Source organism: Aeromonas sp. R6-1 (assembly GCF_040908165.1).
GTDB classification, from domain to species: Bacteria; Pseudomonadota; Gammaproteobacteria; order Enterobacterales; family Aeromonadaceae; genus Aeromonas; species Aeromonas caviae.
In genome coordinates, this window is the sequence record NZ_JBFODF010000030.1 from 53,708 (window position 1) to 67,574 (window position 13,867).

Genomic DNA, 13,867 nt, shown 5'->3' on the forward strand with positions numbered 1-13,867 from the left:
ATCACCTCCTCATCCGGTGCAGCACATAGCCCACCACCATGCCGGCCAGGGCCGAGACGATGATGTGGATCTCCGCCAGCAGCGGCTTGGTGACGAGCGCCGTCCCGCCGCTCACTAGGGTGGCCGCCACCATGGGCAGGTTCTTCATGGCGGGGAGCGTCATGGCGATAAAGGTGGCGGCGATGGCAAAGTCGAGCCCCATCTTGTCCAACCCGTCAATATACTGGCCGGCGGCGATGCCGAGCAGGGTCGCCAGGTTCCAGAACAGATAGAAGACAAAGCCCGCGATGAGCGCATAGGCGGGATTGAAGGCGCCGCTGCGCTCCCTCTCTTTCAGCGCCACCGCAAACATCTCGTCGGTCAGGAAGAAGGCGAGACTGGCCCGCCAGCGCAGGGAGAGCGGCAGCACGTCGCGCCGGAAGGTGAAGCCATAGAGCAGATGCTGGGAGGTGATCACCATGGTGGAGCCCATGATGGGCAGCAGCGGTGTCCCCGCCCCGAACAAGGTGGTGGCCGAGAGCTGGGCCGCCCCCGCATAGACCAGCAGCGACATCAGCTGTGCCTGGAGCGGGCTCATACCCGCCTGAAGCGCCAGGGCGCCGCACAGTATCCCCCAGGGGATGACGGAAATGGAGAGCGGGAGCATATCCAGGGTGGCGCGCCACCAGAGTGCCCCCGTGCGCTCGGGCGCAGGGAGGCGGGTTTCCGACATCATGGGATCATCCTTGTCACAGCCAATGCGAACCGGAAAAACTAGCACGGCGCAGGAGGCAGTGTCACGTCATGGTCTGCGACAAATGCAACGCCCGCATGAGAGCGGGCGTTGGCAGGCGGGATCAGGGCTCGATGATGATGGGGGTGCCGGGCTCGATGGCGTTCCAGATCTCGTCCATCTCGTGGTTCAGCACCGCAATGCAGCCATTGGTCCAGTTGGACGGCTGCACCCTGCGATCCCCCAGGCTGTTGCGCTGGCCGTGGATCATGATCATGCCGCCCGGGTTCACACCCAACTCGTTGGCGCGCTTGATGTCGTCCAGATTCGGGTAGTTGATGTGAATAGCCTTGTAGAAACCGGAGTTGCTCTTCTTGTAGTCCAGGGTATAGCGACCTTCCGGGGTACGCTGATCCCCCTCACGCTGCTTGTGTCCTTTGGGAGCCGGGCCCAGGGCAATCCAGTAGCGCTTCACTTCCTTGCCATCCTTCATCAGGGTCAGGCTGTAACTCGACTTCTTCACCACCACCATATCGGCGGACAGAGTGGCAAAACTCAACGCGGGCCACAGCCCCAGCAAACACAGCAATACGGCTCTCACTATCCATCCCTCTGCGAGCCTTCTGGGCTCTCTTGTTAGCAAATCATCTGAATGTCGCCACTCTCTGGTGGCGAGCGAGCGCCATGATATGGGATCGCCGTGAATACTCAATATATCGGGAGAAACATATCTGTGGCCAGCAGGGGGAAATGGCCGTCAACCCGCCATGCAGAGGCCCTGCCAAGGGCTGGGCGTCGTCTCTTGCCTGCAACCGGGCACCTCAGCGCAGGTCATCGAGGCCAGGAAGATGGCGCAGGGAGAAAAACCAGCGGGCAGCGCCGCCGCCAGTGACACTTGAGCCTGTCCACCCGCCAATCCCCGGCTGGCACCATGGGGTCAGGCCATCTCAACGCACAAGAAAAGAGCCCCTGATGGGGCTCTTTTGACTGTGCAACACCGGGCTCAGGCCTGGGTCACTGGTTCGGCGGCCTCAAGGCGCCGGATCCAGGCCTCGAAGTCTGCCAGCATGCGCGCCTCGGACTCGCTGTTGTCGGCGATGAGCTCGGCCCCGTGTACCACCCGGATATGGGCGTCGAGGGGCGTCCCCTCCACTGCCGGTGGGCGCTGCCGCGCCGCCGCCATGCACGCTTGTGCCTGTTGCCACGCCTCGGCGGCGCTCCGGTTGCACGCCTCGGCCAGCGGCACCGCGCTGAAACCCTCGCCGGTGAGGCTCTGCAGCGTCTCGTCATGGGTCATGCCGTTGCCCGGTCCCCAGTAGTGGGCGGCCAGATCCGGCCCGATGCGCGGGTTGTCGGTGAGGTAGCCGTCGCGCCTCAGGAAATAGGCGCGGGTCTGCTCCACCGCCATCAGTGCCAGCAGATAGCCGTGATAGGCGCAGGCCGACTCCTGGTTCAGAAGGTGCGGGATGGCCAGCAGCGGGCGCGGGCTCTCCACCCCCAGGATCTTGCGCTCCCACTTGCGGGCCAGGGCCAGCACGGCGGCCGGGGTGCGCTCGCTCTCTGCCATGGCGTAGAGATCCCGCTCGAAGTAGGCCACCAGCGCAATCTGGCGCTCGTTGAAGGCACGAAATGGCTGGCGCGCTTCAATCATGGCCTGGATAAGCGCATCGGGGATGGGTTCTCCCACCGCGTTTCTGGCATAGCGCTTGAGCCAGTCCGCGTCGTCCAGCAGGCTGTCGCAGAACATGGACTGGGTCTCGGCATAGGCCATGGAGGTGGGCGGAAACTCCTGGGAGAAGCAGGGGGCGTTGCCGGTGACGTTGGCAAAGTGCGCCGCGTGGCCGCCCTCATGGAACAAGGTGTTGAGCCCGCTCCAGCCGCTGCCCACCTGGGCCGGATTGGCCAGACTGGTGAAGTTGACCACCGCAGGCACCCACTCCCCTTCCTGCCAGAAGCTCGGCACCGGGCCGTGACAGAAGCCGTTCTCGTATTTTCCCTCCCGGGTCAGCAGATCCAGGGTGAGGGTGGCACCGCGATACTGGATGCCGAGCCGGCGGAAGCTCTCGACCCAATCCTTCAGCGCCCGGGAGAAGGGCACGTAAGGGTCGAGCTGGCGGGTCACGTCGCCACTCACGCTGTAGCGCAGGTTGTGGGGCAGCAGGGCTGCGTCCCCCTTGGCCGCTTTCAGCTCCGCCAGACTCTGGTGCAAGCGGGCATCGGTACGGGCGATGAAGTCGTCGAGAATGGCAAACAGCTGCTCCGGGCTCATCTGCTCGTTCTTGTGCACCTTGTAATCGAAGTAGTCGCGATAGCCCATGGCACGGGCGAAGCGGTTGCGCAGCGCGACGATGGCCAGATAGCCGTTGTCGACCACCCACTGCTCCAGGGTGTGGAACATGGCGAGCGCGCTCTGGCGCACCGGCTCGTCGCGACTTGCGGCCAGCGCTGTGCTGGCGGCGGGCAGACTGCCGGGCACCTGGCGGCCCTGCTCGTCCAGCAAGGTAAGCTTCAACCCCTTGCGACGGGCGAAGAGATCCGCCTCGGCGGCCACCAGCTCGTCCATCAGGGCGGAGGCAGCGGGATCTTCGATGACGTTGCACTCGAAGAAGGCGATCCAGCCCCCCAGGCCGCGCCTGAGATCCGCCTCTTCGGCCTGGGCATGCATCTCCCGCAGCACCGGCAGGCGGGCAGGATCGGCACAGAACGCCTTGTAGGCCTGTTCGGCCGCGGTGAAGCCTGTCTGATCGTCACTGGTGCCCATGTAGGTGGACCAGAACAGGTCCTCCTTGCGTCTGTGCACCTGCAGGTAATCGGCATTGAGCTGGTTGAGATAATTCCTGGCAATGGAACTCATAACTTCCCTCTTGTTATGGGGCGACCACGGGGCGCCCACTCCTTTTTGGTGAAATGCCAACCCATTCACACTTCTTGCGAATGGAGCAGACAAATTGTGCGCCGGGATGCGCGCCATCACGCTATCAAAAGCGAGGGTTTCTGTCTGCTGGCTATACTGGTTGTCAAACTGCTCAATTGGCTGTTTTCCATCGCAACCCATTGAAAGTTAATGATATGTTAAAAACAACAACAGTCAGGTCCGGTCGGTAGTTCGGCCACAATCAGACCCGCATGGGAAAGTAAGGATAAGACTATGTTCAAGCTCGGTGATATTGCCGTGAGTCGCAAGCTGATGCTGCTGCTCTCACTGGCCCTGGTCGGCTTCATCGCACTGCTGCTCATCTCGGCCAGTGCCCTGCACCGCAATCTGATGAGTGAACGGGAAGCCAGGCTGCAGGCGGTGCTGGATCTGGCCATGAGCCGGATCCAGGCCCTGGCCGCCACCCTCCCCCCGGAGCAGGCCAAGGCACAGGCCAAGGCCATGCTCGACAGCATGCGCTTTGACGGGGACAACTACCTGTTCGTACTGGATGAAGACCGTCGGGTGGTGGTGCATCCCGCCAAACCCGAGCTGGTCGGCCAGCAGATGGGCAACAACCCTGCCGAGTCCCACTGGCAGCACATGGTGGATCTCGGCAAGGGCGGCCACCAGGGCAGGCTGGAGTATCAGTGGGTCTCCCCGTCCGGCGAGGCGGCCCAGAAGATGTCGCTGGTGACGGGCTACCAGCCCTGGGGCTGGATCCTGGGCTCCGGTGTGTTGTTGCAGGACATTGAGGCCACTATGTGGTCGCAATATGAGTGGATGGGTGGCGCCACCTTGCTGGTGATCCTGTTGATGGGGCTGCTGGGACTCGCCATCAGCCGCTCCATCGTCAATCCCCTGGCCGAGATCAACAAGGCCATGGCCCGGGTCGCAGCTGGCGATCTGGTGGTCAGCATCCCGGTGCTGGGCAGGGATGAGCTCGGCGCCGTCGCCAGCTCCACCAACCAGGGGCTGGATGCCATCCGCCGCGCCCTGCTGGAGGCGAGCCAGGGGGCCCGCAACGTGGCGGATGCCGCCCTGCGCATCGCCGCCTCCGCCGAACAGACCAACCAGGCGGTCAACAGTCAGCGGGATCAGCTCGCCCAGCTCGCCACCGCCATGAACGAGATGAGCGCCACCATCGCCGACGTGGCGGGTCACGCCGAAAACACGGCCCGTGACACCCAGGATGCCACCAGCGAGGCCGGGCTCGGCAACCAGGATGTCCATGCCAGCGTGCACGGCATCCAGGCGCTGGCCACCGAGGTGGACCAGGCCACCTCGCAGGTCAACCAGCTCAAGGAGGGAGTGATGCAGATAAGCGAGGTGACGGCGGTCATCAGCGCCATCTCGGAGCAGACCAACCTGCTGGCCCTCAACGCCGCCATCGAGGCGGCCCGGGCCGGCGAGCAGGGCCGTGGCTTCGCCGTGGTGGCCGACGAGGTGCGCCAGCTGGCAAGTCGCACCCGCCACTCCACCGAGGAGATCCAGAGTACCATCACCCAGTTGCAGCAACGGGCTGTCACCGCCGCCAACGCCATGGACGCCAGCCGCAAGCTGGCGGAGAGCAGCGTCAACCAGTCCGAAAAGGCGGGGCAGGATCTCTCCCTCATCGTCAATCACATCCAGCACGTGAGCGACATGGCGACCCAGATCGCCACGGCGGCGGAGCAGCAGAGCATGGTGGCGGAAGACATGAACCACAACGTCAGCGGCATCAACGACTCGGCACTCGAGATGTCCCAGGCGGCCTCCCAGTTGGCCCAGGAGAGCGAACTGCTGGCCGGTCTCTCCCGAAGCCTCGACGAGCGACTGGCGGTGTTCAAGCTCGACAATGCCCAAGCCCAGGACAGGATGATGCGACCGACCCAGGCGTCCTCTTCCCGAGCAGGCATGCAACCCCGCCACTGAGTGGCCCCGTGAGCCCCTGCCAGGCTGGCAGGGGCTCCCTTCCTGTCATGGCCACTGGAGCCTCTCCCGGGCCACCCTCTCGCACTGAACCAGCGCGCAGATCCCGAGGGAGCGATCTGCCGCTGATGCGCTGCTCCGATGAGATGGCACTGTCAATTTTTACACTTAATTTTTTAACAAAATATAGTCATGATGAGTGGTCGCCACAGGCGGCACCATGATCCTTTCTGTAGTCATTTGGCAAACTGGTTGAAAGGCCAGGACGCAAAGCCTCCGGTCTAAAGACAAGCTGTCCAGGATAGCGGGGTTGCAGCACCGTGTTTCGGGGAACTCCCCTGCCAACGTGACTGCCCACATCACCGAACAGAGGAATGTATGGCAGCAAATATCCGACTCACCCATCTCGCGGCTGCACTGACGCTGCTGGCCAGTGGCGGCGTGCTCGCTCACGGCTACATCAGCCAGCCCGAAGGGCGCAACTACCTGTGCAAGACAGGGGGCAACAGCCAGTGTGGCGCCATCCAGTGGGAACCCCAGAGCCTGGAAGCCCCCTCCGGCTTCCCCGATGGCGGCCCCGCCGACGGCCAGATAGCCTCGGCCGGTCACCCCCAATTCGGCGAGCTCAACACCCAGACCCTCGATCGCTGGACCAAGCGTGAGGTGCAGGCTGGTCCCTTCGCCATCAGCTGGACCTTCACTGCCAACCACGTGACCCGCAACTGGCGCTACTACCTCACCAAGCAGGACTGGAACCCGAACCAGCCCCTCACCCGGGATGCGTTCGATCTCAATCCCTTCTGCGTCATCGAGGGCAACATGGTGCAGCCCCCCAAACAGGTGACCCATCAGTGCACCCTGCCCGCGCGTACCGGTTATCAGGTCATTCTCGGGGTGTGGGAGGTAGGAGATACCGCCAACAGCTTCTACAACCTGATCGACGCCCGGTTCAAGGATGGCACCCAGCCACCGCTGACCTGGAGCCAGGGAGGGACTATCTACCCCTCCATCGACCTGGTGGCGGGTGACAAAACCAGAACCCGGGTGTTCGATGCCAATGGCGAGCGCACCGATCTCCAGACCGAGCTGATTATCGCCAGCGCCGGGCAGGGCCAGAAGAACAACTGGGCCCACGCCCTGGCGAGCAAGATCAACGCCGAGCAGAGCCAGATCCGTGCAGGCCAGCAAGGTACGGACGGCCAGTTCAACCCCGTCTACGGCCAGAACCCGGTCTACCTCAAGGCTGGCAGCAACCTGCAACGGGTCGAGATCCAGCTTGAGCAACAGCAGCCCCCGGTTGAGAACGGGATCAGCGTGAGCGGTCTGGCGAGCGACTACCCCCTCGACAACGGCAAGCTCACCCTGACTTTCACCGTCACGGCCCAGGGGGATCTCGCCATCACCAACACCCTCTATGACCACGGCGGTGTCGCCAGGGGACAGAGCAGTGCCGACATCAAGGACGGCAGCCAGAGTTTCTCCATGGCGCTGACCGGCTTGAGTGCGGGCCACCATCAGCTGGTGATCGAGGGCAAACCCAAGGCCGGTGGTGACGCGGTGCAGCAGACCCTGGATCTCATGTTCAAGGATCCGGCAAGCGGGGGCGATTACCAGTTCACTTTCCCGGACGGCCTTAAGTCCTACACCGCCGGAACCCGGGTGCTGCAGCCGAAAAACGGCAAGGTCTATCAGTGCAAACCCTTCCCCTACAGCGGCTGGTGCAGCCAGTGGGCGAGCACGGCCACCCAGTATGAACCGGGCGTAGGCTCCCACTGGCAGGAGGCCTGGACAGCGCAGTGATGGGACGTATCCGACCTGGCGAGAACCCGCTCGGCGCTTCCGGTGCCAGATCAGGTCAACATCAAACAAACGGGGAGCCCATGGCTCCCCGTTTTTCATCCCCCCCTCGGTTCAAATCTGATAGTCGAGCAGGGGCTCGTTGCTCATGGCGCGGGCCTGGATCTCCGCCAGCGCCAGCTCGGGGTTGCAGAGCTGGATGAACTGCCAGGCAAAGTTGTGCTGGAACTGCCCCTGCTTGAGGCCGATCCAGGCGGTGTGCGGCGCAAACAACCGACTGCCGTCTAGCTGTACCAGTCCCTTGTCCCGCTGAGAATCGAACGCCATGTCCGCCAGTATGCCCACCCCCATCTCCAGCTCGACATAGGTCTTGATGACGTCTGAGTCCTGGGCGGTCAGCAGGATCTGCGGCACTATGCCCGCCTCGGCAAAGGCATCATCCACCCGTGCCCGACCGGTGAGGCCGGCCTGATAGGTGACGATGGGCCAGTGGGCCAGAGCGGCCAGGGTCAGCTCACGCTCGGCGGTGAGGGGGTGCTGCTCCGGCACGACGATATTGTGGTGCCAGCGGTAGTAGGGAAAGGCCACCACCCCTTCGCTCTTGTCGAGCTGCTCGCTGCTGATGCCGATGTCCACCTCACCGGTCTGCACCAGCCGCACTATCTCCTCCGGGCTCCCCTGACGCAGCTCCAGCTGTACCAGGGGAAATTGCTCCCGAAACGCCTTCACTACCCTCGGCAGGGCATAACGGGCCTGGGTATGAGTGGTCGCGATGAGCAACCGGCCCGAGTCGCGATTGGCAAAGGTGCTCGCCAGTTTGCGGATGTTGTCGGCATCCCCCAGGATACGCTCGGCGATCACCAGCAACTCCTTGCCCGGCTCGGTCATACCGAGCAGACGCTTGCCATAGCGAATGAAGAGGGCGAGCCCCAGCTCCTCCTCCAACTCGCGAATGTGGCGGCTGACCCCGGACTGGGAAGTAAAGAGGGCATTGGCCACGTCGGTCAGGTTGTAATCCCGCCGTGCCGCCTCCCGAATGATTCGCAATTGCTGAAAGTTCACCTCATCGCCTCCTGCGCTGAGTGGCGGTGGCTCGTGCCACCGTCCTCTTGTTATGGATTGCCGGGATCATAGCCCGGCAGCAAGCCTGACAGAGGGCCGCACCTCGCGGCTTGTCCTCAGATCTGGTAGTCGGGATAGAGCTGTGCCTGCCTGGCCACCAGACGCACCCCCTGGCCGGGGGCAAAGGCCCGGGCGGCCTCCTTGCTCAGTTCGGCCTCGTAGTGGGCGCCTCCCGTCTCCCCATCGCCACGCAGTTCCACCCGGATGCGCGGCCCCATGGGCAGCAGGCGGGTAATGGTGGCGCGAATGCCACCGGGGGCATCCGAGGGCAGGATCTCCAGCTCGTGGGGACGCACATAGGCAATGGCCGCACTCCCTTCTGCCAGATGGGAGGGGATGGGGCCACCCAGTTGCTGTTCACCGATGCCGAGCCCCTGCCCGGCCACCCTGCCACGAAACAGGTTTACGCTGCCAAGGAAGCTGTGCACGAAGGCACTGGCGGGTTGATCATACACTTCGGCAGGGGTGCCAATCTGCTCTACCTTGCCGGCGTTCATCAGCACCACCCGATCCGCCACCTCCAGGGCCTCTTCCTGATCGTGGGTCACGAACAGACTGGTGACATGCAGCTCGTCGTGAAGCTCACGCAGCCAGCGGCGCAGCTCCTTGCGCACCTGGGCATCGAGGGCGCCGAAAGGCTCGTCCAGCAGCAGCACCTTGGGCTGCACCGCCAGGGCCCGGGCCAGGGCGACCCGCTGGCGCTGACCACCGGAGAGCTGGGTCGGGTAGCGTGCCGCGACGTGGCTGAGCTGCACCAGATCCAGCAGCTCCTTGACCCGGGTGCGGATGGCCGCCTCGTCCGGGCGTTCGCTGCGCGGCTTGACCCTCAGGCCAAAGGCCACGTTCTCGAATACCGTCATGTGGCGAAACAGGGCGTAGTGCTGGAACACGAAGCCAACGTTGCGCTCGCGCACATGGAGATCCGAGGCATCCTCGCCGCGGATGATGACGCTGCCACTGTCCGCCTGCTCCAGCCCGGCGATGATCCGCAGCAAGGTGGTCTTGCCGCAGCCGGAGGGGCCGAGCAGGGCGACCAGCTCACCGTCGTGAAAATCGAGGTTGATGTCGGCCAGCGCCGCGTACTGATTGAAATGCTTGTTGAGCCCTTGAACCTGAATGCTCATGAATGCCTCTCCTATAACCGTTAATTCGGGATCAATGGGACTGGGTCGGTTGGCCGCGCAGCCTGGCCAGCAGGGTCTCACCCAGCAGGGTGAAGATCCCGAACAGCGCCAGCAGGCTGGCCACCGCGAAGGCGGCACCGGTCTGGTACTCGTTGTAAAGGATCTCGATGTGCAGCGGCAGCGTGTTGGTCTGGCCGCGAATGTGGCCGGAAACCACGGAGACAGCGCCAAACTCCCCCACCGCCCGGGCGGTACAGAGCAGCAGGCCATACATCAGGCTCCAGCGAATGCCGGGCAGGGTCACCCGCCAGAACATCTGCAACCCGCTAGCCCCCAGCATGATGGCGGCCTCCTCTTCCTCCGGGCCCCGCGCCTCCATCTGGGGCAGCAGCTCGCGTACCACGAAGGGCACTGTGATGAAGGTGGTCGCCAGGATGATCCCCGGGGTAGCGAAAATGATCTTGATGTCGTGCTCGCTGAGCCACTCGCCGAACCAGCCGCGACTGCCGAACAGCAGCACGAACATCAAGCCCGCGATGACCGGCGAGACCGAGAACGGCAGATCGATGAGGGTGATAAGCAGTTGCCGGCCAGGGAAGCGGAACCGGGCGATGGCCCAGGCGGCGGCCAGCCCGAACAGCAGGTTCAGGGGCACCGAGCAGAGCGTCACCAGGGCGGTCAGCCCCAGGGCGCTCAGGGCATCCGGCTCGCTGATGGCGTGCCAGAAGAAGGCCAGACCCGGGCTCAGCGCCTGGATGAAGACGGTGGCCAGCGGCAACAGCAGCAAGGCGGCAAACCAGCCCAGACCGACGGTGACCAGCAGCCATTTGACCCAGACCGGTTCATGGGTCACCGGGGGATGACGCGCCGGGGTGGCCGGAGCGGACTCCTGGGCCTGATCGAGATGTGCAGTAGAGGCGTTCATATACGGCTCCCTCCGATGCGAGCCCAGCTCCAGGCTTGCAACTTGTTGATGAGCAACAGCAGCACAAAGGAAATGAGCAGCATGACGGACGCAATGGCCGATGCACCGGCGTAGTCATACTCCTCCAGGTGACTCATGATCATCAGGGGGGCAATCTCGGACACCATGGGGAGGTTGCCGGCAATGAAGATGACAGAGCCGTACTCCCCCACGCCGCGAGCAAATGCCAGGGCAAAGCCGGTGAGCAGCGCAGGTACCAGGGTCGGCCACAGTACCCGGATGAAGGTCTGCCAGCGGTTGGCACCCAGGCTCGCAGCCGCCTCCTCTTGCTCGCTCTCCGCTTCCCGCAACACCGGCTGCAGGGTACGCACCACAAAGGGCAGCCCGATAAAGGTCAGGGCAATGACCACTCCTATGGGGTTGTAGGCAAGCTCGATGCCCAGCGGAGCGACCCATTGGCCAATCCAGCCGTTGGGGGCAAAGATGGCGCACAGGGCGATGCCGGAGACGGCAGTCGGCATGGCAAAAGGCAGGTCGATCAGCGCATCCACCAGTCTGCGGCCGGGGAAGGTATAGCGCACCAGTACCCAGGCCAGTATCAGACCGAACAGACTGTTGAGCAGGGCGGCAATGAAGGCGGCACCAAAGCTCAGGCGAAAGGAGGCGAGCACCCGGGGGGAGCCGATCACCTGCCAGAACTCGGCGGCGCTCAGGTTGTTCACCGCAAACAGCACCAGTGCCGAGAGCGGCAGCAGCACCAGTATGCCCAGATAGAGCAGACTGAAGCCCAGCGTTGGCCCCAGGCCTGGCAGGACGGAATAAGAACTTAATCGCATAACACATCCGTTTGTTATAAATACTTTGGATGTGACGATTTTGCTCACGGCGGCCAGGGACAACAAACACCAATAATGCCTTTGCTAAGCACTTTTTTATCTAACAATGGTGGAACAAGGCTTTTAGAGCGATAAGCATAAAAAAAGGTCTTTTATATAAATAAAAGACCTAAAAGACGGAGCGGTAAAACCGGGAACATGCAAAGTCAGTCACGCTGGCCAAGTTGCCAGCCTGTCTGGAAATCGTGCCGAGACAATCCGAGGCGCCCTCATCGAAAACTGAGTGCAGCCTGCTTGCCCCACTCGGCAGGAGCAGGCTCCACCACCATTTCGGCACGGCGGTATAGGGTGCCGAGCAAAGCGAGCCCCTGATGCCACTCCCCATGGCCGGACTGGGCATTGATATGGCCCACCTCCCCCGCATCGAACAACGGCACCTGCCACTGCCGGCTCCAGAACTCTGCCCGCTCGAAACTCATCCAGGGGTCATTGCGGCTGGCGATCAACTGGGCAGAGACCTTGATGGACCCCGCCAACACCTCATCCGGGATACCGAAACGGGCAGGATCGGCAGGGGCAACGATGAAGATGGAGGAGACCTTGTCTGGTTGCAGTCTGGCGGCAGCGATGGCCGTCAGAGCGCCGAAGGAGTGGGCGACCAGGTGGACCCGGCTGCGCCGGCTCCTGAGCTTGCTCGCCAGCTTGGCGCTCCAGACCGTGAGATCCGGCTTGTCCCAGGGCAGACCCATCATTCTCTGCCACTGGGGAAATTGCTGGTGCCAGCGGCTCTGCCAGTGATCCGGCCCACTGTTGTGCAGACCGGGAACCAGAAGGATCTTGTTCATCGTGGTACTCCTATCTGTTGTCACAGGGGCCTGTGTCTCTTAGCGGCCCGGTTGGTAAATCTGGTCAAACGATCCGCCCTGGGCGAAGTGCTTCTTCTGTGCCTTGTCCCAATCTCCTTCCAGATCCTTGACAGTAAAGAGCGTCAGGTTGGGGAACTGGGCCGCGGTCTCCTTCAGGATCGCCGGATTGCTCGGACGATAGTGGTATTTGGCGATAATGCGCTGCCCTTCGTCGGAGTAGAGATACTCGAGGTAAGCCTTGGAGACGGCCTCGGTACCATGCTTCTTGGCTACCTTGTCCACCACGGCTACCGGCGGCTCGGCCAGGATGGAGACCGAGGGCACCACCAGTTCGAACTTGTCGCTGGTGCCCGGCTGATTGAGCACCAGCAACGCTTCATTTTCCCAGGCCAGCAACACATCCCCGAGCCCGCGTTCGATGAAGCTGGTGGTGGCGCCACGTGCCCCGGAGTCCAGCACCTTCACATTCTTGAACAGATCGCTGACAAACTGTTTGGCGCCCTCTTCAGTGCCGCTTTGCTTCAGGGCATAGCCCCAGGCAGCCAGATAATTCCAGCGCGCCCCGCCGGAGGTCTTTGGGTTGGGGGTGATGATAGCGACATCCTTGCGCACCAGGTCGCCCCAATCCTTGATCTGCTTGGGATTCCCCTTGCGCACCAGGAAGACGATGGTGGAGGTATAGGGAGAGGCATTGTTGGCCAGGCGTCCTTCCCAGTCGCTGGCGGTGAGACCTGCCTTGGCCACCGCATCCACGTCATAGGCCAGCGCCAGGGAGACCACGTCAGCCTCCAGTCCGTCCACCACGGCACGAGCCTGTTTGCCTGAGCCACCGTGTGACTGGCTCACCACCACATCGTCGCCGGTTTTGGCCTTCCACTCCTTGGCAAAGGCACTGTTGTACTCCTGGAACAGCTCCCGCGTCGGGTCATAGGAGACATTCAGCAACCGCACCTCGGCGGCTTGGACCTGACCGAGAGCCAGCAGGGAGAGAACGGTGAGAGCGGTCATTCGCAGTTTCATGGTGATACTCCATATCGTTGGGTTGAGTACAGCATGCCCGCTTATGTATATTCCATGAAGAAAGAAAAAGCGCTTTGCTTATCTCTTATCCGCATATGAGCTCCCGATGGTCCTCTGGCACTCTCGGCCAGAGCGTATTCGCGTGCTTGCGATGCTCATCTCCAGACACGACAAAGCCCGGCCGATTGGCCGGGTTGGGAAAAGATGGAGGAGCAAAGGCAAACCAGAGCGAAGGGTAAACCCTGGGCAAAGAGACAATACCAGGCACGTAAGCACCACAGGGGGGAAGAGGCGTGTTGTCAGTAACAGGCGGCAGACCCGCCGATTGCCTCTTGTTCCCTGAGCTCTTATCCAGACACCAGAAAGCAAAAAGGCCTTCCCGTCAGGGAAGGCCTTTCAATTTAGTGGCGGAGCGGACGGGACTCGAACCCGCGACCCCCGGCGTGACAGGCCGGTATTCTAACCGACTGAACTACCGCTCCGCATTCGGTTAGCTTTCGCTAAATCTTTTGCCGCTTCTTTATGAGGTGTCATCCTCGCAGCCGGTCATGTCTTTCACATCACCGTTTAATTGGGTGCCTGGCAGTGTCCTACTCTCGCATGGCGAATGCCACACTACCATCGGCGCTACAGCGTTTCA

The 13,867-nt window shown here is 62.6% G+C and carries 11 protein-coding genes, 1 tRNA gene and 1 riboswitch; of the genes, 2 read left to right on the forward strand and 10 right to left on the reverse strand.

Features of this window, described 5'->3' with window-relative positions:
• Position 1 precedes the first annotated feature (1 nt).
• The 3 genes from AB5Y68_RS09000 to AB5Y68_RS09010 all read right to left on the reverse strand — a co-directional run bounded on the left by AB5Y68_RS09000 (position 2) and on the right by AB5Y68_RS09010 (position 3,566).
• Positions 2-715, reverse strand: coding sequence for an AzlC family ABC transporter permease (locus AB5Y68_RS09000; RefSeq protein WP_039039458.1), 714 nt, complete (start codon positions 713-715; stop codon positions 2-4).
• Positions 716-836: 121 nt separating this feature from the next.
• Positions 837-1,313, reverse strand: coding sequence for a murein L,D-transpeptidase family protein (locus AB5Y68_RS09005; RefSeq protein WP_029313677.1), 477 nt, complete (start codon positions 1,311-1,313; stop codon positions 837-839).
• A 402-nt stretch (positions 1,314-1,715) separates the two neighbouring features.
• Positions 1,716-3,566, reverse strand: coding sequence for a M3 family metallopeptidase (locus tag AB5Y68_RS09010; RefSeq protein ID WP_039039457.1), 1,851 nt, complete (start codon positions 3,564-3,566; stop codon positions 1,716-1,718).
• A gap of 294 nt (positions 3,567-3,860) precedes the next feature.
• On the opposite strand from AB5Y68_RS09010, the gene AB5Y68_RS09015 reads away from it, so the two are divergent.
• Together AB5Y68_RS09015 and gbpA are read left to right on the forward strand one after the other, a co-directional pair.
• Positions 3,861-5,540, forward strand: a complete 1,680-nt coding sequence (locus tag AB5Y68_RS09015) for a methyl-accepting chemotaxis protein (RefSeq protein ID WP_039039456.1) — start codon at positions 3,861-3,863, stop codon at positions 5,538-5,540.
• Between the two features lie 229 nt (positions 5,541-5,769).
• Positions 5,770-5,855, forward strand: a riboswitch (cyclic di-GMP riboswitch).
• Between the two features lie 60 nt (positions 5,856-5,915).
• The gene (gbpA, locus tag AB5Y68_RS09020; protein WP_039039455.1) at positions 5,916-7,337 is read left to right on the forward strand and encodes an N-acetylglucosamine-binding protein GbpA; all 1,422 of its coding nucleotides are present in this window, start codon (positions 5,916-5,918) and stop codon (positions 7,335-7,337) included.
• A gap of 111 nt (positions 7,338-7,448) precedes the next feature.
• Here the strand turns inward: gbpA and cbl are convergent, their stop codons facing one another.
• From cbl to AB5Y68_RS09055, 7 genes are all read right to left on the reverse strand, one after another.
• Positions 7,449-8,396: an HTH-type transcriptional regulator Cbl gene (gene cbl / locus AB5Y68_RS09025; protein ID WP_010672828.1), complete on the reverse strand. Its 948-nt coding sequence runs from the start codon at positions 8,394-8,396 to the stop codon at positions 7,449-7,451.
• Positions 8,397-8,512: 116 nt separating this feature from the next.
• Positions 8,513-9,580, reverse strand: coding sequence for a sulfate/molybdate ABC transporter ATP-binding protein (locus tag AB5Y68_RS09030; protein WP_010672827.1), 1,068 nt, complete (start codon positions 9,578-9,580; stop codon positions 8,513-8,515).
• Positions 9,581-9,611: 31 nt separating this feature from the next.
• The gene (gene cysW / locus AB5Y68_RS09035) at positions 9,612-10,505 is read right to left on the reverse strand and encodes a sulfate ABC transporter permease subunit CysW (RefSeq protein WP_010672826.1); all 894 of its coding nucleotides are present in this window, start codon (positions 10,503-10,505) and stop codon (positions 9,612-9,614) included.
• Positions 10,502-11,341 (reverse strand): sulfate ABC transporter permease subunit CysT, encoded by an 840-nt coding sequence (gene cysT / locus AB5Y68_RS09040; RefSeq protein ID WP_039039454.1) that lies wholly within the window; start codon positions 11,339-11,341, stop codon positions 10,502-10,504. Before cysT ends, cysW begins: the two co-directional genes overlap by 4 nt.
• 269 nt (positions 11,342-11,610) lie before the next feature.
• Complete coding sequence (locus tag AB5Y68_RS09045; RefSeq protein WP_039039453.1) at positions 11,611-12,186, reverse strand: alpha/beta hydrolase; 576 nt, start codon at positions 12,184-12,186, stop codon at positions 11,611-11,613.
• A 39-nt stretch (positions 12,187-12,225) separates the two neighbouring features.
• The gene (locus AB5Y68_RS09050) at positions 12,226-13,227 is read right to left on the reverse strand and encodes a sulfate ABC transporter substrate-binding protein (RefSeq protein WP_039039452.1); all 1,002 of its coding nucleotides are present in this window, start codon (positions 13,225-13,227) and stop codon (positions 12,226-12,228) included.
• A gap of 405 nt (positions 13,228-13,632) precedes the next feature.
• Positions 13,633-13,709: transfer RNA gene (locus AB5Y68_RS09055), tRNA-Asp, on the reverse strand.
• Positions 13,710-13,867: the final 158 nt, after the last annotated feature.